This is a genomic window from Bacillus horti (assembly GCF_030813115.1).
GTDB classification, from domain to species: domain Bacteria; phylum Bacillota; class Bacilli; order Caldalkalibacillales; family JCM-10596; genus Bacillus_CH; species Bacillus_CH horti.
In genome coordinates this window covers 1-21,903 of sequence record NZ_JAUSTY010000001.1, presented here as the reverse complement: position 1 = coordinate 21,903, position 21,903 = coordinate 1, and the positions used below count along the sequence as shown (strand labels likewise).

Genomic DNA, 21,903 nt, shown 5'->3' with positions numbered 1-21,903 from the left:
AGGAAAACAAATGAAAAAAAAATGGACGAGTAGAGAAAAGAAGTGGTTGGTTTATGTAGCCATCGCGTGTGCCGTAGTAGGGAGTCTTCTTTTTTCTTTTTTTACAGGACAGAAAAACATGGAGCAAATCGAACTCGAATTAGTGTATGAAGGTACTCTAAATGGTGATGAACAACACGAGCAAATAGAAGAGCCTGAGTCGGAAGGAAAGAAAACAAATCAAGGTGAACATTTAGATCAGGTTAAATTGACAGATCAGGTCAATCAAGTGGATCAAGTGAGTCATACGGATGTCAATGAGGTAATTGTAGATGTAAAAGGGGCTGTAGATAAACCAGGTGTCTATAATTTACAGGATGGAGATAGAGTGATTGATGCGCTGAATAAGGCAGGACAAGTCAGAGCGGAAGGAAGTACGAATCACATCAATCTAGCTCAGAAGGTGTACGATGGTATGGTGATTTATGTTCCTACACTAAATGAAATAGAAGACGGGCAACTTCCAGTAGTTCTAGACGATTTGAATTCTCCACAAACTCCTCAAAGTGCAAATTCTCCCTCTTCTTCCTCAGGGAAGATTAACATTAACACAGCTTCGGCGGATGAACTTCAAAATCTACCAGGTGTAGGTGCTAGTCGGGCACAAGCTATTATTCAGTATCGAACAGAGCAAGGCCTTTTTCAACATATTGAGGAACTAATGAACATCTCTGGAATAGGTTCAAAAATTTATGACCAGCTAAAAGAAATGATAGAAATATAACCTGTTGAGTAGAAGAGCCAAAGAATCTCTATGAATTAGCGAAAACTTACCTCTGTTATTTCCTGATTATCTTCTTCTAGTGCTATGGCCTCTGCTTGATTTATAATAGTGTTAGAGAACCTAGATACTGTGGTTTGATGGTTGCGCACATAAGAATTCAATCCGGCTACCCCTCTATTATACGCAGTAAGGGAGGCGTGCCAATCATGAAAGCCTTCATGTCCTTGTCCATCACCATATTGCAAATAATTTAAGTACGTTGCTGCAAGTGTAATGGAGTAAATCGGATCAAACAGATACTCCATCTCGTACTCTAAATTTGCCATACTTGCAATCCAAGGAGCCGTATTTTCCATGAATTGAGCTATACCATAAGCATGTCCATATTGGGTTCGTGGTCCAATCGTATCCTTATCAAAGTTAGATTCCGTTTTTAATAGTTTAATTAGAATTTCTGGTGGAATATCGTATCGATTAGATTCCTTAATCAAATGTTCCATTTCCTCTTCCGAGAGCTTATGGTCAATTTGATCCAGATAGTACGTAATCAATTCAGAAAAGTCTTGCCTTCGTTGATTAAACTCAGCTAGAGAAAAATGCTGCTGGTTATCCCAAGCAATAAGCTCCTGATTGATCTGAGCAAAGGATTTTTTATCGTTGTTAACCACGTCTCCTGGTAAAAGTGTTAATAAGAAAACAAGTAAAAAAATCAGTAAAGCGGGCATTTCATCACTACCTTTCTTGCACCCAATCCATTAATAACCGTTTCTTAAAAGTTTTAAACCTGTTCATCTTTTACCATAAAAAGGAATATAACAAACAGGATAAACTCATTGGATTATATCGAATCAAATCATTTGTTGCAAAACATTCATTTCACATTTTAGAGGTTTATGACTAAAAAGTATGTTTTAGTAAATCCTTGGTTAATTTTGTTTCTTTATTTCACTACCTAACTCAGGGGGACATGGAAAGCATTATAATGGAGATTTAGAAGAACTAATGAAGCTTTAATAGTACTCTAATAGAACAAAATAAATTAAGAAGAAATTGAGGTTACAATAATGCGAAAATCATGGGATTTTTATTTTATGGATATGGCCTATATGGCGGCTACTAGAGCAACCTGTCCACGTAGACATGTAGGTGCCGTCTTAGTAAAAGATAAGAAGATACTTGGTACAGCTTATAACGGTTCACCTGCTGGAACACCAGATTGTTATGAAGAAGGATGCATGATTTCCGAAAGCTATGAAGAAGAAAATGGTGTCATGCAAAAAAAGGAGCGCTGTGTGCGAACCATTCACGCTGAACAGAACCTATTGCTGTTCACTGATCGTGAGAATCGCCAGGGTGCAACTGTTTTCGTAACGGATCAGCCTTGCTGGACATGTACAAATATGCTAGCAAACAGTGGAATTATTGAGGTTGTGTTTCATAGGGCTTATGTGAAGGATCATTTGCGAGTTTCACGATTATTAGAGGAAAAAGGGATCGTCCTAAGACATTTAGAGGAATATGAAGCTCCAGAAGGATTGACTTTACAGGTTATCGAATAATGCTTCAACTAACAAGCTATTTTATGGGAGCCTTTATTGGACAGCTTATTCTAGTAACTAAGCTAGCTCCAACCTGGTGGCTCCCGATCCTCTGGAGCTTACTCTGCGCCCTTTTGATTCTCTTCCGAAGCAAGCTGCTTTATCCGGCTGATCATCCTTATGTGATAAAGCAAAAAAAGAATTTGTATCTCGCCTTCAGCCTCCTTCTGCTCCTCTTCATAAGTTACTTTTACCTTTTTCACGTTACCCATAAAGAACAGCTTGCTCAAACTTACTCTCCTTTACATACTTACGCTCAAAATGAACAAATTGTTAAGGTTACAGGAACTCTACATTCTTCCGTAGAACTCGATGGAAATCGAATCCGTTATGATTTAAATGTTCGATATGTCAACGGTAATCGTTTGGAGAAACCTCAGCTCATTAGAGTCAATCGATATGCTGAAGTTGAAGAAGAACTCGACAAGACTTCCACTTGGAGAAAAGGTGATTTGTGGCAGGGGAATGTAAAAATCCAAATTCCCCAAGAAGGACGCAATCCTGGAGCGTTTAATTATCAGCAGTTCTTACGTACACAGTATATATACTTTACTGCTTTATCCGTTGATACAGAATGGACAATTAAAGAAAGTCAAAAGCTTCTTGATCGTATTAGGCTAACCTTAGACCAGCGAAGAAATCAATGGATTCAACAAACGAATATGCTATTTTCTGAACAAATTGCACCAATTGTGCAAGCTATGACTGTAGGCTATAGGACGGATATAGACAGAGACATTACTGAAATGTACCAGCAGCTAGGGATTGTTCATATTTTAGCCATTTCAGGTTTGCATGTAGGAATTGTGGTGTATAGCTTGTATGCTATTCTTATGCAATTACCATTAACCAAAGAAAAGGTCATTAGTATTCTGCTTGTGTTAATCCCCATTTTCATTTATTTAGCAGGGGCTCAGCCCTCAGTTATTCGAGCAGGTTTAATGGCTATGCTGGGTTTAGTATTACTACGCTATGGTCTTTGGAAGCATTCTCTTCTTATTTTGTATCTTGTTTTTATAATTAACCTCCTTTTTAACCCCATGCTCATCTATCAAATTGGCTTCCAATTATCTTATTTTGTTACTTTCATGCTTATTGTTGCCTCCCCGTATGTTAATAAGTGGTTACAGGTATTTATGAAGTCACCAAAGCTTACTCAGCCTATCACTATAGCTATTGTTGCCGAACTAGCTGCGTTTCCATTCCTTGTTTACAATTTCCACCTATTCTCACCTCTTTCTCTGTTAGTGAACATCATAGTCATCCCTCTTTACTCCTTGTTTTTTATTCCAGCTGCCTTCCTGCTTCCGTTACTTAGTTATATTCATCCTTACTTAATCGAATTAGGTGTTTATATTTACGAGAAGAGCTTAGATTTTGTTCATGTTATACTTGGAAGGCTGTATGATTTTCCTTTTACTGTTATTTATTCTGGAGAGCCTTCTGGTATGTGGCTGCTAGGTTATTTCAGTTTGCTCCTCCTGTTTTATGTGATACTTGAAAGAAAGCAGTACATATTGGTTTGGCTAGCTTTGGCATCACTATGTCTGTGGATAGCTATTCAAGTGCTACTCCCTTATATAGACTCCAGAGCTCATATCACTCTTCTTGATGTAGGACAAGGAGAAGCGATTGTTATTGAGGCACCATACAGAAGAGAGGTTGTTCTCGTCGATGTAGGAGGACAGGTATCATTTGGGAGAGAGGATTGGATGGAGCGTAGAAATGAGTTTGAGGTGGGAAGAGGTATTTTGCTTCCATATCTACGTTACAGGGGAATTAATAAAGTAGACAAAGTTATATTTACTCATGGGCATTATGATCACTATGGGGGCATACAGGGACTTTTGGGTCAAATAGCGATTAAAAGAGTGTATAAAAGTCCAATTCAGCCCATCTCGGAGGTAGAGGAAGATGTTCTCACACAAATTAAAGATCAAGGTATTCCAATTTATGGGCTAAGGAGAGGAGATTACTGGGGAACGACGAATTCGACTTTTCAGGTTCTTTTTCCGCAACAGGACAGGCCCTGGATTAAGTGGGAAGGAAATCCCCATGACTTCAATATTGTATTATTGCAGGATGTTTATGGTCACAGGTTCTTGTGGACAGGCGATGCGATAGAATCAGGTGAACATGAAATTTTAGACGTATATCCTGGATTAAAAATTGATGTTCTGAAGCTAGGACATCATGGTAGCCAAACATCAACAACTGAGGAGCTTTTGGTGGAAACGGAGCCTAAGATAGGTCTTATCTCTGTGGGAAGAAATAACTTATATCGTCATCCACATCCTGAAATTCTTGAACGACTGAGCAGGCAGCCTCAAATGAGTGTGTTTCGAACGGATCATCATGGAGGAATTGTTATAACAGTAAGTCAAAAAAGCTTGAAGGTGAGGCCGACTTTACAAGAGAAACGCTAGCGTCTAAAATAAGGTTTTGAGTAGGGTAGGGGTCATACTGTTCGATTAATGTTACTTATAGTAAAATAGATACAAAAGAAAAAACCCTGTTCTGCACGAACAGGGCCCATTCCATTCTTCTTATTGAAAGTCTTTGATGACTCCAAAAACGGTAAAGATAAGAAAAACCGTTAAGAAGAAGCCAGTAGCCACAACAAAAGCTACAGCAGAGTCTATAAAATCATTGCGGTTGTCTTTTACTTTTTCAAATTCATTACTCATGTGGCAACCCTCCTATATCATTCTTAGTATAAAAGAAATGAATGGATGAATGCAACCAATTTCAGGAGATAAAATTCGTTAATCAAAGTATTTTTCTTTTTTTTGCAACATATTTCAACCTTGTTTCGTTAGAAATAACAAGGGGAGAGGAGGAAGGTTCGTGCAGGAAGCAGAACGAATCAAGGCCGCCCAGAACGGAGATCGTGAAGCTCTAGTTCAGCTGCTAAGAGATGTAGAGACCCCCTTATACCGCACAGCCTACTATATGCTAGGGAATGAACAAGATGCCTTAGATGCGACACAGGACGCCCTAATTAAGATTTATAAAAGCTTTCATTCGTTTGAACATAAAGCGAAATTTCTAACTTGGGCACAGCGTATCGTAACAAACGTTTGTATTGATAAGTGTAGGAAGAAAAAGGATGCCGTGTCCATAGATGAACATGAGTTTGTACTCAATCAAAGCGGGTCAAGCTATGTAGATGATGAGATGGATCGACGAATGATTGCTGAGGATATACAAGAAGCGATTAATCAACTACCAGAGAACCATCGTGCGGTCGTCATTATGAGATATTTACAGGACTTATCCTATAAAGAAATTGCAGAAGCAGTGGATTTACCGATTAATACAGTAAAGTCCCATTTATTTAGAGCGAGGCAGCAGCTCCAAACACTGCTCCAAGACTTGCAGAAAGGTGGTGTATCAGGGTGAAATGTGAAGAGGTCAATGACTTAATAAATCGTGAGCTAGATGGTGACCTTAACGAAGATGAACAGCGGTTATTAAAACAGCATTTAGACGGTTGCTCCGATTGTACGGAATTACTGGAGAATCTTAGAATGGTAACGGTTCAGCTTCGTTCATTACCTAAAGTTAATCCACCTATTGATATTGTAAATTCCATCCTTCCAGATCTTGAAGAATGGGAAAATCAGCAGACACTTAAGCCTAGCTCTTCTAACTTCTCTGCTCCGATTCAGGAAGAGGGGACTTCTGAAGGAAAAGAGAAAGTGGATCTAGCTCCTTTAAGAACTTCAGAACAGAACAAACACAAGAATACGTGGCTAAAGAAGAAATGGTGGATACCTGGTTCAGCCATTGCAGCCGCCGTCTTAGCTATCTATTTTGGAACAGCCTTTCCTACTGATCAGAATCAGTTATTCTTCACAGCAGATGATTCTGCTGAGATAAGAACGTTTGATGCGAAGATGGATGACTCTGGCTTAGGTAATGAAATGGCTGAGACAGAGAGCTATGACAGCTCTAACATTCCTGAAGAAGAGTCAACGGGGGATATGGCTATCACTTCCGAAGAAGGGGGATCTGTAGCCTTGGGACAGCGCCAGCTAGTGGATCTAGTTTCCCCAGATCAAGAGTATATAGCCATAGCTGATATTGAGAATCACAAAATAGACATCAACGATTTTAACGATACAGAGAACAAAACTCCTATCTATTCAACACAATTAGATTGGGATGAGTCGTGGTTTATTTCGTACATGGACTGGGTTGCTGATGATCAGCTTCATATCGAGTTATATGATTCAGAGCAGGATGAATACCAATATTTATTAATTGATGTGACAGAACAAAGTGAGGAGCTTTTGGATGAGCCTTACTCAAATGAGTGATGGTATCTACCCCATCACTTTTGATCATGATTGAAGGATGATTTTTTACCAGACAATAATAGGTCACTTGAGTGGATGCCATTCACTCAAGTGGCTTTTTTATATATCTTCCTTACTCTAAAAATGAACAAATGAATTGAATTATAATCACAAGCATGAAAAAGAAATCCGCCATTCTGTGATATAATGTTTGAAAGAATAGAAACTCTATTAAGCTGCCTAATCAGACAATTAAATGAGGGATAACATGGCTAAGGATTTAAAAAACATAAAGAAAAACTCCAATAAATTTAATCTCCAATTACCGAAGCTTCCAAGGCTATTAGAGCATCAAATAACACTTGATAGAAATATTCAAGACGAGGATGCCTTCCATCAGGGGCTTATAAAAGAATGCACTATTGAAAATCAAACGGCAAGACATGTTTGCTTTGAAGAGGTTGTGTTTCAACAGGTTCAATTTGATCAGGTTCAACTCAAAGGGGTGGAGCTGACGGATGTTATATTTGAGAAATGTGATTTATCAAATGTGGACTTGAGTAAAGCTATTATACATAGAGCGGAATTTAGGGATTGTAAGCTAGTGGGGACGAACCTATTAGAGGCAGGATTAAATCATGTTCTCTTTAAGGATTGTCAGCTAAATTATGCAGCCTTTGGTCTAACAAGCCTTAAAAAGGTTCGCTTTGAGGACTGTTCCTTACGTAGCACAGACTTTTTTGAGGCTACCTTTGCCCAAATTGAATTTGGAAAATCAGATATTCATCAGGCCCAGTTTTCAGGAACAAAGCTAAAGGGTGTGGATATCAGTCAATGTAAATTTGAAAGCATTATGGTTGCTCTTGATGAGCTAGAAGGCTGTATTGTTTCCTCGGAACAAGCGATAGCTTTTGCTAAAAACTTAGGTCTAATTGTTAAAGATCAGAGTGAAACATAAGAGTGAAATCATTATCGTAGAAAATGAAGGTGTTAATCATGTCCTTTGATCAAGCGTTAAAAAAAGTGAAAACAGGTAGCATTGAACGTATTCATGTTCTTTATGGCTCACAAAGATTTCTTATGGATGAATATATTCAGGAACTTAGCAAACAGGTATTGGATGAAGAGACAGCAGACTTCAATTTTGAACGCTATGAGCTGTCAGAAAACCCTATTGAGCAAGCGATTGAAGCGGCAGAAACGCTCCCTTTTATGGGGGAAAGAAGGCTTATTATAGCAAATGACGCTACTTTCTTAACAGGGCAAAAGTCTACAAGTAAAGTAGAGCATGATCTTTCCGCTTTAGAACGATATGTACAAGACCCTGTTGATTACTCTGTTTTTGTTTTACTTATTCATCAGGATAAGCTAGATGAAAGAAAAAAAGTGGTTAAAGAGCTTAAAAAATCGGGACGCTTAATCTCCTGTCAGGCTTTAAAGGAGAACGAGCTAGTTCCATGGTTAATAGAACGAGCCCAAATGTATCAGGTTGTTATGACGGATGAAGGGGCAGCCTTACTTGTTCAATTAGTTGGTGGTCAGCTACAAATGCTACAGAAGGAGCTGGAAAAGGTAGCCCAGTACGTAGGAAAGGGTGGAAAAATTACACCCGATGAGATTAGAGAGCTGGTAACAAAAACGGTTGAGCAGGACGTTTTTAGCTTAATTGAGCATGTCGTCCACAGCCGCTTACAGCCTGCCTTTCAAACACTTCAAGAGCTTTTGAAGCGCAATGAAGAGCCCATAAAAATTCTCTTTTTATTGGCTAGACAGTTTCGTATTATTTTTCGAGTAAAGGAAATGGAACGCAAGGGCTACACGCAGTCTCAAATGGCTCAGACCATCGGTATTCATCCATACGTAGCAAAGCTTGCAGTCCAGCAAAGTAAAAGGTTTACTTCTGAGCAGCTATTACTTATTTTGGATCAGTTAGCTGAGGCTGACTATGAGATGAAAATAGGGAAAAAGGATAAACCTTTGGTGCTAGAAATGTTTTTTATTCAACTAAGCCAATACAAATAAATCAGGTTATGAAAGTGAAAGCCTCCTCCTTTGGACATACTAAGGGCAGGAGGTTTTTGTATATGAGCTGGCTTTTTTTACTGTTAATTTTTACATTACTAGTGATTATTATTGAAGTCGCTACCATTATTCTAGAAGCTACGGGCTTAAGCAAAAATGTTGCTCGTTTTCAAGCTATTTCTCTCTTGACCAATACGGGGTATACGACAACAGAAGCTGAACTCATTACAAAGCATCCTGTTCGCAGAAAAATAGCGGAGACACTGATTGTGTTTGGAACGATTGCTTTTGCTGTTATTCTTGCTCTCATCATCAACATCGTGAACGAACAGTTTCGTTATGATCAGGTGTTGCTAGGACTAATCATTTTAGCGCTGGTTTTTTTATTTTTTAGACTGAGATATGTAAAAGATAGAATGATTAAAAGGTTTAAAGGAGAAATTGAAAAACACCTAACACTACAAGAAGCGTTTCAATTAGGAGATTCGGAAATGGTTGCTGTAGTACGGTTAACACATAGGCATAAAAGGCTTTTCTTTCCTCTAAAGCATTTAGATTTAGCGCACCGCTTTGATGTTCATATTCTAACGATTTCTAGAGAGAGACGAAACGGAGATAAAATTGAAACAGAATTAGTTAAGCAGCCAACAGGGAGAACGGTTTTACAAGAGGGGGATCAACTACTTGTATTTGGTAATATTCATCATTTAAAAGATGTTTTTGGAGGGGCCTTAGATTCATAAACTAAAGCCATACCTAAAGCCATAAAGCTATCAAATAAAGTCAAAATAAAAACACCCGATTCAAACTAATAATAGGATGAAGGGTGCATCATTTTACAACATATTAAGCCGTAATGCTGTTAAGCTTTTTAGTTAAACGAGATTTTTGACGTGATGCAGCATTTTTATGAATAAGTCCTTTAGCTGCAGCTTTGTCAAGCTTTCTTGTAGCTACAACAAGAGCTGAAGAAGCAGCTTCAACGTTGTTTTGCTCAACTAACGTTTCAAAGCTTTTGATCGCTGTGCGAAGAGCAGACTTTTGAGTAGCATTGTGTAGACGCTTCTTGTTGTTCGTTTTCACACGCTTAATTGCTGATTTAATGTTAGGCATTTCGTTCACCTCCTTGTTCATCCCATAAAACATACGTTATGACTGGATTATCCAGCATAAACGTAGAGTTCGTATCAATGACAAACATCATCTAAAATTCATATTCAACCGTACAACCGGTAGAAAATACAACACAGAGTATTATACCCTTTCTAGAAAGGAATTGCAATAATATCACCAAAAACTTGTCCTAAAATCACATCCTTAACATCAAGTATAAATACAGAGGTTATAGGAAAACTAAGGAAAATAAATGACAGCGAGGTGAAGGGCTGTGGAGGAGAATAAAGAGAAAGAAATTGATCTATCCAAGTATCAAGTGCGTACAGACTTGGCTGTAGAAGCACATCAAATAGCTGAAGAAGAAGAGGGTCAGGGAATACCTGGTGTTCGCTTAGAGGAGCTGGAACAGGATCACATCTATGTGACAAAGGTTTATGTAGATACAGAAGAGGGTGCTAAAAAGATAGGGAAAAATGTAGGGAAGTACTTAACGATAGAAGCTCAGCCCCTTAGAAAAAAGGATACAGAGTTCCAAAATAAAGTGACAACACTATTTGCTCAGCAATTTCATGCTTTTTTAGAAGAGGTTGGCATTAAGCCAGACGATAGTGTACTGATTATTGGTTTAGGAAATTGGAACGTAACACCAGACGCTTTAGGACCCATAGTTGTAGAAAATATTATGGTAACGAGTCACCTTTTTGAGCTAGCTCCTGAAAATGTAGAGGAGGGCTTCCGCAGAGTAAGTGCTTTATCTCCTGGGGTATTAGGGATTACGGGTATAGAGACAAGCCAGGTTGTTGAAGGAGTAATCAGTCAAATACAGCCGGATTTTGTTATTGCTATAGACGCTCTTGCAAGTAGCTCATTAGAACGAGTAAATACGACCATTCAAATTAGTGATACAGGAATTAGCCCAGGCTCTGGAATAGGGAATAAGCGCAAAGCCCTTAGCAAAGAGGTATTGGGTGTTCCTGTTATTGCAATAGGTGTTCCGACCGTTGTTGATGCTGTTTCCATTGTAAGTAATTCCATAGATTTTGTTTTAGGGCACATGGGAAAAGAAATGAAGGATCAGCAGGAAAATACGAACGCTAGAAGGGCATTAGCTCCTGGGGGAATGGGATTTAATTTAGGTCAGCCTAAACGCTTTAATCCTGATCATATCCCGGCGGAGGAAGAAAGACGCACCCTTCTTGGCCTTGTAGGGACCTTGGAGGAGCACGAAAAAAGAAGACTTATACATGAAGTTTTACAGCCTCTAGGACATCAGTTAATCGTTACTCCTAAAGAAATAGATACTTTTATTGAGGATATCGGAAATATTGTAGCCAATGGCCTTAACGCTGCCCTTCATGAAAAAATAGATATGAGTAATGTATCTGCCTATACGCACTAGTAGAAATCATCTCCGGATAGAAGCAAGCAACTAAACACATGTAAAAAGTAGAGGGGGCACTGTTCTAATTGTCCAAGCTGTTGCATAACTATGGAATGAGATTAACAGCACAAACATTCTTAACAGGAAAGGATGTTGGACATGTCCCCTTTACGTAGAAGAAAAAATCAAACTAATTATCCTACGTTTGTCATTCGGAGATTAATGATGCTAGTCATGGTAGGTGTTGTATTGTTTCTTTTCATTACAACGGCAGGTTCAGCCTTACAATCCAGAATGAATCTAAGCTCAAGCTGGTTGAAAAACTGGACAACTCATATTTCGATGAATACTTTGATCACCGCTCTTAGCCGTGAGGTTCCTCAAATGGAGACCTTTAATGCTTCCAGTGGGATCAGTACACCAAATGTTTCAACGTTATTATTCGAAATGATTACTTCCTTTAACCCAACCGATCCACGCTCATTAATACGTGGAGAAGTCCCAGGGTTTACTCAATTTGAGGGTCAAATTGTTGTAGCCGGACAAGGGGTCAATTATACAGATTTCCCGATGGAATCAAGTGCTCCACCAGAGCTACTAGTCCAGGATAGAGAAGCGGTAGTAGATGGTTCTTCAGGAGAGCCTGGACAGGGTAACCCACCTGCTTTGACAACAGAGGGGAGAAAGGTCGTGTTTGTCTATCATACTCATAACACTGAATCTTATTTACCTCAGCTACCAAGTGAGTCCAAAGCTGATAACGCATACCATCCAGAGGTTAACATTACACTGGTTGGACAGAGATTAGGGCAGGAGCTTGAGAGAAGAGGAATAGGAACGTATGTAGATACAACAAACATCGCCCAGCAACTTCTTGATGAAGGATTAGATTTTGCTGACTCTTACTCCAAATCAAAGGAAGTTGTTCAGGAGGTAATGACTCAGGAAGAAGATATAACTTTTATGTTTGATTTACACCGAGACTCAGCTCGTAGAGATAAAACCACCGTTAAGATCAATGATCAAGATTATGCAAGAACGTTTTTTATCATTGGAGCACGCAATGAAAACTATGAAAAAAATCTAGCTTTCGCTGAGGAGTTTCACAACAAGCTAGAGGAAGCTTATCCGGGACTTTCACGAGGGGTTTTTCTACAAGCAAGAGGCCATGGGGAGTATAATCAATCCCATTCTGAGAACAATATATTAATAGAAATTGGTGGAGTGGATAACACTTTAGAAGAGGCTTATCGAACAGCAGAAGCACTTGCTGATGTCATTTCTGATCTGTACTGGGATGCTGAGAAAGTAAATGCTTCCTCAAAGGAAGAGGGAGTTTAACCGCCAAAGAGATAAAGGAGGAATGAGGATGCTACGCTTCACAATTAAGCTATTACTTTTACTATCCACTCTTTTATTTGGCGTATTACTAGGTATTCAACAGGCGGAATGGGGCATTTTTTCAGTGAATGGGGCAGAGAAGGAAGAGCAAGAAAGCTTTTATGTTAAACGGGTTGATGGAGAGCATGTGGAAGTAGCTGTATTAGGTGAATCATTCTCTACTGAAGAGCTATTAGAGAAGGAAGAGTTATGGAAGGAAAGGAATCAGACGAATAAACTTAGTGCTTTAGGAGCCAAAATGGGTGAGGTCGTCTATTCCGTTTCTAGAAAAAGTGTGGAGTGGCTAGTTGGTCAATTGGAAAAGATGCTCTAACGCTTTAATGTAAATTAAAATAACTAAGGGGTAGAAACGTGAGTTTGAGTAAATACGTTTCTACCCTTTCTTATATCATCATTGTTCTAGATCCTTAGCCCCTTGATAAATAAGTGCAAACAGCTCTTCAATATCCTCAAGCTCTACGCAGGAGAAAGCTACTCGTAAATCTGTAGCACCGATAGAAATCGTCCCTACACCATAATGGTCTAGAAGGTGTAAGCGAAGGATATCTGCATCTACTTTGTTAAGCTTTAAACACATGAAATATCCAGAATTAAACGGATAATAGCTAAACGCGTCTTCATATTTTCCAGAGTCTAGTATCTTCTTTACAAGGTTAGCCCGATCCTTTAAAATTTGAAATTTTTCTTGCTTTTGAGTCTTATATCCAGGATCTTGTAAAGCCTTTAAAACAAAAGTCTGTGAAGGATGTGAGCAGCTAGATATCTGGCCACGGATACTTCCCATTGTTTTGCTTTCTAAAGCTTTTAGTAGCTGATCATCTGAGGAAGCGAACGTAATAAAGCCTACACGAAAGCCCCAAACATAATCCTCTTTAGTTGCCCCGTCCACTTTGACAGCTAATACCCGAGGATGTAACCCAGCTATTCTGCCGAATAATGATTCGTGAATAGAATCCTCAAAAAATAGTCCAAAATAGGCATCATCTGTTACCACAACTAGATTGATTCCACTTTCAGCCGCTTCTTGAATAGCTAGAACGATTTCTTGTGCTTCACTTTCAGTCGGTGTATAGCCTGTTGGATTATTTGGGAAGTTAAGCAGCACAATCGCTTTCCCTTTTTCCTTTTGGGCAAGAAGAGTTTCTTTTAAGCCTACAGTATTAAATCCTCCATCCTCATTATAAAAAGGAAAGGTGGTCACATTAGCACCACTAAAAACCCCGAATGTTAAATTATAATTCCCCCAAAGCTTATCAGGCAGAATCAGTGTATCTCCTGCGTTAACAAAAAGGTTAGACACGATGCTTAGTCCATGAGTTAAAGCGTTAGTGACAACAGGGTGGCTAATTTTCTTTCCCGATAATGCTGGATTTTCAAGAAGCATTTTTTCCTTCCACGCTTGGCGCAGCTCAGGCTTTCCTGCTGGTGAGGCATACGGGTACAAATCCTTAGGATCATAGTCAGAAAGATGATCTTGGATGGCAGAAAGATGCATGGGAGTATCTCCCTCAATTGCTATACCGATCGTGGCATTAAAACGGTGAGCCTTTTCCTTTGCTTCTGCTGATTGAGTTAAGATTCCTTTTGGATAGTAGAGTTTTTTTCCTAGCTCGGACAGTAGTTCGAATACATGTGAATTGCCCTGCTGGATTTGCTGATTAAGCTGTTGTGCTAATGGGTTCATCTCAGAAATCATTCCTTATCTCTCAATTTTCAACTCAACATAAAAATTTTTTCTTATGTATAGTTATAACATAAATTGAAGGAAGAATGACAAACTGATATAATCAAAATTAGTGTAATTTGCCGATTGGCGTAGGAGTGAAGATGATGAGTTATAAGGATAAGAAAGATAGGCAGGCACATATTCGCAACTTTTCTATTATTGCCCATATTGATCATGGGAAATCAACGTTAGCAGACCGTATTCTTGAACGGACTGGTGCCTTAACAGAACGTGAAATGGAAGCCCAATTTTTAGATCAAATGGATCTAGAGCGTGAGCGTGGGATTACAATTAAGCTTAACTCTGTACGCTTAAACTATAAAGCCAAAGACGGACAGGACTATATTTTACACCTCATTGATACACCAGGACATGTCGACTTTACTTATGAGGTATCGAGGAGCTTAGCAGCGTGTGAGGGAGCGATCCTTGTAGTTGATGCTGCACAAGGAATTGAAGCCCAGACCCTAGCTAATGTCTATCTCGCCCTAGACAATGATTTAGAAATTCTTCCTGTTATTAATAAAATTGATTTGCCAAGTGCAGAGCCTGAGCGTGTACGTAAAGAGATTGAAGATGTCATCGGTCTTGATGCTAGCGAGGCTGTATTAGCGTCCGCAAAAGCAGGCATTGGGATTGAAGATATTCTGGAGCAGATTGTGCAGAAAGTCCCTGCTCCAACAGGAGATCCAGATGCTCCTTTAAAGGCCCTTATTTTTGATTCATTGTATGATGCCTACCGTGGGGTTGTGACGTACATTCGAGTGGTTGAAGGGACCCTAAGGCCGGGGATGAAGATTAGAATGATGGCAACCGGTAAGGAATTCGAAGTGGTTGAGGTAGGAACGTTTACACCTCGAGCTACAAAGGTGAATGAGCTGACGGTTGGAGATGTAGGCTTTATGGCTGCTGCAATTAAGAGTGTAGGAGATACCCAAGTGGGTGACACGATTACTGAGGCCAAACGACAAGCTGCAGAGCCATTACCTGGATATCGTAAGATTAACCCGATGGTTTTCTGCGGTCTTTATCCAGTAGATTCTAGTGATTACAATGATCTACGTGAAGCGCTGGAGAAGCTTACGCTTAATGATGCTGCCTTGCAGTGGGAGGCTGAAACGTCTCAAGCTTTGGGATTCGGCTTCCGTTGTGGATTCTTAGGGTTACTTCACATGGAAATTATTCAGGAGCGAATTGAACGTGAATTTAAAATCCCTCTAATTACAACAGCTCCGAGTGTTATTTACCATGTGACTCAAACGGACGGTGAATTAATTAGAATTGATAATCCGAGCAGTATGCCTGATCCCCAGAAAATTGATTTCATTGAGGAGCCTTATGTAAAAGCAAAGGTCATGGTTCCCAATGATTACGTTGGAGCAGTAATGGAACTGAGTCAGGGCAAAAGAGGAATCTTTTTAGATATGCAGTACTTGGATGAAAAAAGGGTTTCCTTAGTCTACGAAATTCCTTTGTCAGAAATCGTCTATGACTTCTTTGATCAATTAAAATCTAGTACAAAGGGCTATGCGTCCTTTGATTACGAGCTAATTGGCTATAAGCAATCGAAGCTAGTGAAAATGGATATTTTATTAAACGGAGAAACAGTAGATGCCCTTTCCTTTATTGTTCACAGAGATACAGCTTACCAGCGTGGTAAGGTTTTGGTAGAGAAGCTGAAGGAATTGATTCCTAGACAAATGTTTGAAGTTCCTATTCAAGCAGCGATTGGGAATAAAATCGTAGCACGTGAAACGATACGAGCGATGCGCAAAAACGTTTTGGCGAAATGCTACGGTGGAGATATTTCTCGTAAGCGTAAGCTATTAGAGAAACAAAAAGAAGGTAAGAAACGTATGAAATCTGTGGGAAATGTTGAGGTTCCGCAGGAAGCGTTTATGGCTGTTTTGAAGATGGATAACCAAAAGAACTAGTATGGGGTTGTGTGATTTTTAAGGATTCGATAAAATTGCTATCCCTTATCGGATTTCATAATGATTCAATATAAACAAGGAGGTAAGACCTCTTAATAGTGGCTATTTGCCCTCTGTGATGGAGGGCTTTTTGTTTACAACAAATAATACCAGCCGCTTGACTTTATACCTAGTAATTGCCATTGTACAGATTGTTAGGATCAATTTACTTGCTCAACACAAAAGAAAATAGTCCCTGCGTGTAACAGGGACTAAATTAAGCTAAGAAAGAGAAGAGCTGATACTTAGTATCCTCCTCCTAAACCGCCCATGCAACCACAGCCAACAATGATTAATAAGACGAACAATACGACGATAAGAGCAAATCCTCCACCGTATCCACCTACAGCACCACCAGACATTGTATCCCTCCTTAAAAAAGCAATGTGTTTACTTTGATAATGTATGTACGGTTTGTACTAATTGAAACGGTAATAATAGCTGATTTTATGTCACTTTTGATGGTTGCATACAGCCACCGATTCTCCACAGCTTTTGGTAGAGGAATGCAGATTTATGGTGATAGAAAAATAAATATTATCTTTTTAGCAAAACATTAAAGCACGTATTGTAAACTTTTCTTAATAAGTACGGTGAAAATCATGGTGCAGAACGGACTTACCTGAGCATTTGCATAAATGTTGTACAATTAAACTAGATGCATAATGGGGAGTAGCATTTACGCGCTAAGATGCAACATTATGCTGAAATTTGGTTCATAGAAAGGGTAGTACTAACATGGAAAATGTATCAGATGTAGTTAAATTGGAATCAATAAAATCTTTACACTCGACAATCAGTAAACTGGAGAATGCCTTGTCCCAAATGACTAAAAAAGGCGCAAATACTACCCTAGTAAAGAAACGACTCAAAGCTGTTTACATCGGCTTAGAGATGCTAGAAAATGTTTGGAATGAAAGCCCCCATCATTACACTCAGGAAGATTTAACAGAAACTCGCAATGTTTTTATGGGTATATTTCCATCAGTTGAAAAGGTCTATGTTAAGACAAAGGCTGGTAGCCCCCAAAGAACGCTTTTAGAAAGAAGAATTAAGGCAATGCAACTAGTTGTTCAAGCAATTGACGATCTTTCCACTGAATGAAAGCAAATGAATAAAGAAGTGTTAATCAGTGTGGGTAAAGATAACCGTGTAAACGGTTAGAAATAATATCTTAAATTGCACAAGATAGAAGACATGCAAAAAAAGCACCATAAAAATGGATGCTTTCTCTGTGTTAAACCTATACAGTTACGTGCTCTGGTCTCTTGACCTGAAGGGGAGGCGGGATTAGCCATCCTTTTTCTTTACTTAAGCGAAGAGCTTTGGCTCCGATCATCGCTTTCTGCCCATGATACTTGGAGAATAGTAAACCTACATCCTCACGAATTGAAGAGCCAATAATTTGGCTACAAGCTACTAACCCCATTGCTGTGTCACGTGCAATAGCAGCAATGATTTCAGGGTCAGTAAATCTAGCTCCGACAGGAATATCCTCCAGGTTAGCTTGAGGTCTTTCAGGCATTGCTGGGGCAGGGGCAATACCGTTATCATTTAGCAGGGTATCGCTTTCTTTTACTTCAGTTCTCGATTGTTCGATTACGTCGTCGATCAATTTAATTAAATCCTTATCACCTGCATGACTACGAAAAGCCTGATAGGCGGATATGGCTCCTTTTGCAGCAGTTGAAAACGCCCATACCTGAGAAATCTCACCGTAGTGTAGAGGCTCGTCCTTCGGATTCCCGCTTAAAATTCCCATTTCTTAATTCCTCCTTTAGTTTTTTAGTTTTACGAGAAGTACCTAAAAAAGCTTTCAGGCGCTATTATTATCTCTAGAGTGATAAGAATATATTCAATTATTCCTATAAGATATTTCAATGGAGATTTTTTAAGAAATAACAATATTTTTCAATGTTAATGTAGAAAAATGTAGAATATTGAAGAAGGATAAGCCTTGATTATAGGGCTATCTTATTATAATAATTAAGTGAAACAAATTATTTGAAATAACAAAATTTTCTCATCAGTATTATGATGAAGAGGAAAGAAGGGAGGTCAAAATAATGAAGAAGTTATTAGCTGGTATCTTTACATTGGCTTTAGTACTGTCTCTAGGAACAGGAGCACTAGCACAAGATAATAGTATTGCGTGTATACCTCATGGTAACGATTGTATTTTCCCTCCAGTTCGACCGTAAACCATAAAGAGTCCTTCACTGAGCTGAGGGACTCTTGTTTATTAGGCTCTTAATATTCTAAATTAATGACTTATACTTAGATATTCTAAGAAGGTTATGGTAAACAAAACCAAAAGCTTATAGTTGAGTGATTGCTTCCTTCGTCGTCCACACAGCACTACTAAAGGCGTGGTAGTTGGTTATGGCTGCTTCAAAGTCCTTTTCACTAATTGTAGCTGTAGCATCGTATACCATAGCCGTTTGAAAGCCATTTTCAATCAAATCACGCATATGGGATTCTACACAAATATTTGAGAGAACCCCAGCAAGGAGAACCTTTGTCATTCCGTATTGTCGTAGCTGATAAACTAAATCATTGGTTTGTGGACTAGCCACTTTATGGGCGGTAGCAACAACAGTCCTACGATCTAGAATGTAAGGCAAGAGAGAAGGTACAAAATCGGCGCCTACAGATGGCGGACTGTAAGCATTTAGCTTTTGATAGATTCTAAGATTAATGAGCATGTCTTGTTCATTTCCTGTGTATTTCCAGCCATAATCATGTGGATACAGATAGTGCGGAGAAATAAAAAGTCTGTATCCCTTCTTCATCGCAGTACTCATGAGTAATTCAAGGTTGTTTAACGTATTAAGCCTCTCAATATTTGGTTGAGTTAGATGATATCCTCTTCCACCAGGAGAAAGAAAGTCATTCTGTGGGTCTGTTATGACGATCCCGGTGTTAGCTGGATCGGATTTAAACACTTACTTCCACACCTCCTATACATCAGAATCTATTCGTTATATATATTAGGAGGGGAATGGAAAGAGTACAGAACTTAAAAAACATTCTTTTTTAAAATGATTTCTCATGATTTGGAATAAAAATATCAAACGAAACTCCACTCGACAGGTTACGCACAGATATATTGGCATCATGTAATGTTAAAATCTTTTGTACAATAGCTAAGCCTAATCCGTATTTTCCACCCTGCCCCTTTTCATAAAGCTGAAAGAGATCTTTAATAGTAGCTTCTTCAATAGGACTTCCATCATTTCCAATTCGGATAGCTAAACCACCTTGAACATGCTCTACCTCAACAAAGATACGAGTAGCTGCATATCTCATCTGATTATCTAACAAATTTTCAAAAGCAACCTTCCACTGTTCAGCCACTCCCCAGGTCACACAGGGCTCAAGCTGAATATCCCAGCTTAGCTCAGGCTTCTGCCACTTTAATCGATCTATTGTATCCTCAAGCAGTTGAGATAAATCCAACTCAACTTTTATTTGAGGCTGTGTAGATAGGTAATCAAGCTTTGTTAGATAGAGTAAATTATGCACAAGCTTTTCTAGTCTTGAGGATTCCTGCTGGATCACCCCAAGTGTGTCATTGAGACTACCATTTGGATAAATTCCGTCTTGAATTGATTGGGTATAGCTTTGAATGACCATAACAGGTGTTTTAAGCTCATGAGAGATGTGCTGAAGCATAGACTGTTGTGTTTCATCCTGCTTGATCAGCTGCTCACGCATTTTTTCAATCGATTGGGCAAGATGCCCGATTTCATCCTCCCGTTCGACAATTAGCTTGGTTTGCCAGTCGCGGTTAGCGATGCTCTTTACATGCTTTTCCATCTGTACAATCGGTTTAGATAAGTAACGAGCTAACAAAATAGCAGGAAGCCAGCTTAATAAAAGAACAAGGAGTAAAACATAACTGATTTGCTTAAATAATGTAAGAACAAGGTCATTGCGATAGGTGTCATACATATAAGATACCAAGTAAGCGGGCTGAAAGCCGAGCTGTCCTCTGCGTACAACATAAAGCAATCGGTTATCCTCAATATCTATCGTATAGCGCTGTTCAATTCCTTGCTGCTCAACAGCCTGTGAATAAATTTTTTGTAAAAATGGCTGTGGTATCTGATTTGGAGTAAGAATGCTACCATCTTGTAAAAAGATAATATGATTAACCATTCTCTGGTTTTGCTGCGTTTGAATCAATTCAAAAGGTGATTCTTGACGTACTATTTCATTAGACCAAACTGACCTTTGTACATCCTCAATCGTATGAAATATCTCATCTGTAAAGAAGCTACGTAATGTCAGAAGTAGGAGTAAAGCGAGCACGATGACAAGTCCAAATGAGATGGACGTAAAGACCAACCAAATTTGAAGAGCTAACGGTTTGTTTTTCAAGCTTCCACCATCCTATAGCCATAGCCGTAAATCGTTTCCAAGCGCAGTTCCTCCATTTTTTTGCGCAGCCTTCTAACCAAATCATCTACCACTCGATCCGAACCAAAATAGTCCTGACCCCATACATGCTGGAGAATATGCTCCCTTGAGAAAGCGTGCTTTGGATTTTGAACAAAAAGTAAAAGGAGATCAAATTCCTTAGAGGTTAGATTCACTGGGCTACCTTCCTTATATACAACCCTTTTGGAAACTTCAATGGTGTAAGGAGGAAGTTCAACAATCTGCTCGGTTGTCTGTGAGGAGGATCGCCCGTATGTTCTGTCTAATAGTTTCTTTGTACGGATGACTAGTTCTCTAGGTAAAAAAGGCTTAGGTAAGTAGTCGTCACTGCCCAATTCAAGACCGATAATGCGATCTAAATCTGCATCTCTGGCTGATATAAAGATAATCGGAACATCAGGATTGAACTCTTTACATTCCTGTAGAAGCTGATAGCCATCTATATCCGGAAGCATAATATCAAGAATCCATAAATCTGGAGAAGATTGCAATGCCTGTTGAGCTTCCTTTCCAGTATAGAAGGATGTAACCTGCCATCCCTCCTGTTTTAAGTATGTAGACAGAACGTCATTTAGATGTTTTTCATCTTCAACTAGATTAATACGATAACTCATTTTAACCTCTCACCTTTCATGACTTGTCTATTATATTGTTTCATATTTTATAGATAAACATAAGGGCTGCCAAGCTAAAAATCAAATTATTAAGAAGTGAATCAGAGAATATATTCTTTACATGAAAGAAAAAGAAAGAAAACACGATGTGCTTCTTTCTTTTCACGGCAAAAATGGGGGTATTTCATTGTGTCTCATGCCCTTACTTTTAGACTATAACAGCTTGATGAAAATGTGGGGTCATTCTTTCATCAAACGTTTGAGTAGGTCTGCCTCCTTTCAGCAACAATGTATCCAAGCCATTGGATGTATATATTGAATGTATATAAAAGAAGTTTAAAGGACTTATCTTAACTTTGTGGGGGCAAGCCGAAAGCCCTTTAAACAAGCTCTGAACACAGTGTAAATAAGAACAGTGGGATAAATATCGAAGAATTATGGGAAATTGTGAAAAATAGAAGCTTTTCTTAACGTATAAGACCATCATGCCGTGAAGCGGCACCACAAAAAATGAAAATGTAACTACAAACTGAAGAAGCATGCTTTTTTTGGTCAATACTGCTAG

Annotated in this window: 23 protein-coding genes; 14 read left to right on the top strand and 9 right to left on the bottom strand. The window is 38.9% G+C overall.

Annotation, left to right across the window (positions count from 1 at the left end; all coding sequences use genetic code 11):
* The first annotated feature begins 10 nt into the window (after window positions 1-10).
* Window positions 11-763, top strand: a complete 753-nt coding sequence (locus tag J2S11_RS00115; RefSeq protein WP_307389278.1) for a ComEA family DNA-binding protein — start codon at window positions 11-13, stop codon at window positions 761-763.
* Window positions 764-798: 35 nt separating this feature from the next.
* On the opposite strand, the gene J2S11_RS00110 is transcribed toward J2S11_RS00115, so the two are convergent.
* Window positions 799-1,488, bottom strand: coding sequence for a transglycosylase SLT domain-containing protein (locus tag J2S11_RS00110; protein ID WP_307389275.1), 690 nt, complete (start codon window positions 1,486-1,488; stop codon window positions 799-801).
* Window positions 1,489-1,827: 339 nt separating this feature from the next.
* Between J2S11_RS00110 and J2S11_RS00105 the strand changes: the two genes are divergently transcribed.
* Window positions 1,828-2,322: a deoxycytidylate deaminase gene (locus tag J2S11_RS00105; RefSeq protein ID WP_307389272.1), complete on the top strand. Its 495-nt coding sequence runs from the start codon at window positions 1,828-1,830 to the stop codon at window positions 2,320-2,322.
* Window positions 2,322-4,787, top strand: coding sequence for a DNA internalization-related competence protein ComEC/Rec2 (locus J2S11_RS00100; protein ID WP_307389270.1), 2,466 nt, complete (start codon window positions 2,322-2,324; stop codon window positions 4,785-4,787). The genes J2S11_RS00105 and J2S11_RS00100 overlap by 1 nt, the downstream gene beginning before the upstream one ends.
* 120 nt (window positions 4,788-4,907) lie before the next feature.
* Here J2S11_RS00100 and J2S11_RS00095 read toward each other — a convergent pair whose 3' ends face one another.
* Entirely contained in the window at window positions 4,908-5,048 is a 141-nt protein-coding gene (locus J2S11_RS00095; protein WP_307389268.1) for a YqzM family protein, read from the bottom strand.
* A gap of 160 nt (window positions 5,049-5,208) precedes the next feature.
* Here J2S11_RS00095 and J2S11_RS00090 point away from each other — a divergent pair, with 160 nt between their 5' ends.
* From J2S11_RS00090 to J2S11_RS00070, 5 genes are all read left to right on the top strand, one after another.
* Window positions 5,209-5,763 (top strand): RNA polymerase sigma factor, encoded by a 555-nt coding sequence (locus J2S11_RS00090; protein WP_307389266.1) that lies wholly within the window; start codon window positions 5,209-5,211, stop codon window positions 5,761-5,763.
* Window positions 5,760-6,683: an anti-sigma factor family protein gene (locus tag J2S11_RS00085; protein WP_307389263.1), complete on the top strand. Its 924-nt coding sequence runs from the start codon at window positions 5,760-5,762 to the stop codon at window positions 6,681-6,683. Before J2S11_RS00090 ends, J2S11_RS00085 begins: the two co-directional genes overlap by 4 nt.
* Window positions 6,684-6,930: 247 nt before the next feature.
* A complete protein-coding gene (locus tag J2S11_RS00080; RefSeq protein WP_307389260.1) occupies window positions 6,931-7,620 on the top strand; it encodes a pentapeptide repeat-containing protein in 690 nt (229 codons plus the stop codon).
* A 38-nt stretch (window positions 7,621-7,658) separates the two neighbouring features.
* Window positions 7,659-8,684, top strand: coding sequence for a DNA polymerase III subunit delta (gene holA / locus J2S11_RS00075; RefSeq protein ID WP_307389258.1), 1,026 nt, complete (start codon window positions 7,659-7,661; stop codon window positions 8,682-8,684).
* A gap of 62 nt (window positions 8,685-8,746) precedes the next feature.
* Window positions 8,747-9,427 carry a TrkA C-terminal domain-containing protein gene (locus J2S11_RS00070; RefSeq protein ID WP_307389256.1) on the top strand — a complete coding sequence of 227 codons (681 nt, stop codon included), beginning with the start codon at window positions 8,747-8,749 and terminating at the stop codon, window positions 9,425-9,427.
* A gap of 103 nt (window positions 9,428-9,530) precedes the next feature.
* Here J2S11_RS00070 and rpsT read toward each other — a convergent pair whose 3' ends face one another.
* On the bottom strand, window positions 9,531-9,797 hold the full coding sequence (gene rpsT, locus J2S11_RS00065) for a 30S ribosomal protein S20 (protein WP_307389253.1): 267 nt from the start codon (window positions 9,795-9,797) through the stop codon (window positions 9,531-9,533).
* 274 nt (window positions 9,798-10,071) lie between these two features.
* Here rpsT and gpr point away from each other — a divergent pair, with 274 nt between their 5' ends.
* The 3 genes from gpr (at window position 10,072) to J2S11_RS00050 (ending at window position 12,895) form a co-directional block, all read left to right on the top strand.
* Window positions 10,072-11,199: a GPR endopeptidase gene (gpr, locus tag J2S11_RS00060; RefSeq protein ID WP_307389250.1), complete on the top strand. Its 1,128-nt coding sequence runs from the start codon at window positions 10,072-10,074 to the stop codon at window positions 11,197-11,199.
* Between the two features lie 141 nt (window positions 11,200-11,340).
* Window positions 11,341-12,522: a stage II sporulation protein P gene (gene spoIIP, locus J2S11_RS00055; protein ID WP_307389245.1), complete on the top strand. Its 1,182-nt coding sequence runs from the start codon at window positions 11,341-11,343 to the stop codon at window positions 12,520-12,522.
* A 28-nt stretch (window positions 12,523-12,550) separates the two neighbouring features.
* The gene (locus tag J2S11_RS00050; protein ID WP_307389243.1) at window positions 12,551-12,895 is read left to right on the top strand and encodes a DUF3679 domain-containing protein; all 345 of its coding nucleotides are present in this window, start codon (window positions 12,551-12,553) and stop codon (window positions 12,893-12,895) included.
* Window positions 12,896-12,973: 78 nt separating this feature from the next.
* On the opposite strand, the gene J2S11_RS00045 is transcribed toward J2S11_RS00050, so the two are convergent.
* A complete protein-coding gene (locus J2S11_RS00045) occupies window positions 12,974-14,266 on the bottom strand; it encodes an aminotransferase class I/II-fold pyridoxal phosphate-dependent enzyme (RefSeq protein WP_307389241.1) in 1,293 nt (430 codons plus the stop codon).
* A gap of 146 nt (window positions 14,267-14,412) precedes the next feature.
* On the opposite strand from J2S11_RS00045, the gene lepA reads away from it, so the two are divergent.
* Window positions 14,413-16,242 carry a translation elongation factor 4 gene (lepA, locus tag J2S11_RS00040; protein WP_307389238.1) on the top strand — a complete coding sequence of 610 codons (1,830 nt, stop codon included), beginning with the start codon at window positions 14,413-14,415 and terminating at the stop codon, window positions 16,240-16,242.
* 284 nt (window positions 16,243-16,526) lie between these two features.
* Here lepA and J2S11_RS00035 read toward each other — a convergent pair whose 3' ends face one another.
* A complete protein-coding gene (locus tag J2S11_RS00035; RefSeq protein WP_307389235.1) occupies window positions 16,527-16,643 on the bottom strand; it encodes a YjcZ family sporulation protein in 117 nt (38 codons plus the stop codon).
* Between the two features lie 376 nt (window positions 16,644-17,019).
* Here J2S11_RS00035 and J2S11_RS00030 point away from each other — a divergent pair, with 376 nt between their 5' ends.
* The gene (locus tag J2S11_RS00030; RefSeq protein WP_307389232.1) at window positions 17,020-17,385 is read left to right on the top strand and encodes a hypothetical protein; all 366 of its coding nucleotides are present in this window, start codon (window positions 17,020-17,022) and stop codon (window positions 17,383-17,385) included.
* A 139-nt stretch (window positions 17,386-17,524) separates the two neighbouring features.
* On the opposite strand, the gene J2S11_RS00025 is transcribed toward J2S11_RS00030, so the two are convergent.
* The gene (locus J2S11_RS00025; protein WP_307389230.1) at window positions 17,525-18,043 is read right to left on the bottom strand and encodes a DUF3231 family protein; all 519 of its coding nucleotides are present in this window, start codon (window positions 18,041-18,043) and stop codon (window positions 17,525-17,527) included.
* A gap of 304 nt (window positions 18,044-18,347) precedes the next feature.
* Between J2S11_RS00025 and J2S11_RS00020 the strand changes: the two genes are divergently transcribed.
* Window positions 18,348-18,482 (top strand): hypothetical protein, encoded by a 135-nt coding sequence (locus J2S11_RS00020; protein WP_307389229.1) that lies wholly within the window; start codon window positions 18,348-18,350, stop codon window positions 18,480-18,482.
* A 117-nt stretch (window positions 18,483-18,599) separates the two neighbouring features.
* Here the strand turns inward: J2S11_RS00020 and J2S11_RS00015 are convergent, their stop codons facing one another.
* The 3 genes from J2S11_RS00015 to J2S11_RS00005 all read right to left on the bottom strand — a co-directional run bounded on the left by J2S11_RS00015 (window position 18,600) and on the right by J2S11_RS00005 (window position 21,338).
* A complete protein-coding gene (locus tag J2S11_RS00015; protein ID WP_307389227.1) occupies window positions 18,600-19,226 on the bottom strand; it encodes a cysteine hydrolase family protein in 627 nt (208 codons plus the stop codon).
* Window positions 19,227-19,317: 91 nt separating this feature from the next.
* Window positions 19,318-20,664, bottom strand: a complete 1,347-nt coding sequence (locus J2S11_RS00010) for a HAMP domain-containing sensor histidine kinase (protein WP_307389224.1) — start codon at window positions 20,662-20,664, stop codon at window positions 19,318-19,320.
* Window positions 20,661-21,338: a response regulator transcription factor gene (locus tag J2S11_RS00005; RefSeq protein ID WP_307389222.1), complete on the bottom strand. Its 678-nt coding sequence runs from the start codon at window positions 21,336-21,338 to the stop codon at window positions 20,661-20,663. Before J2S11_RS00005 ends, J2S11_RS00010 begins: the two co-directional genes overlap by 4 nt.
* Window positions 21,339-21,903: the final 565 nt, after the last annotated feature.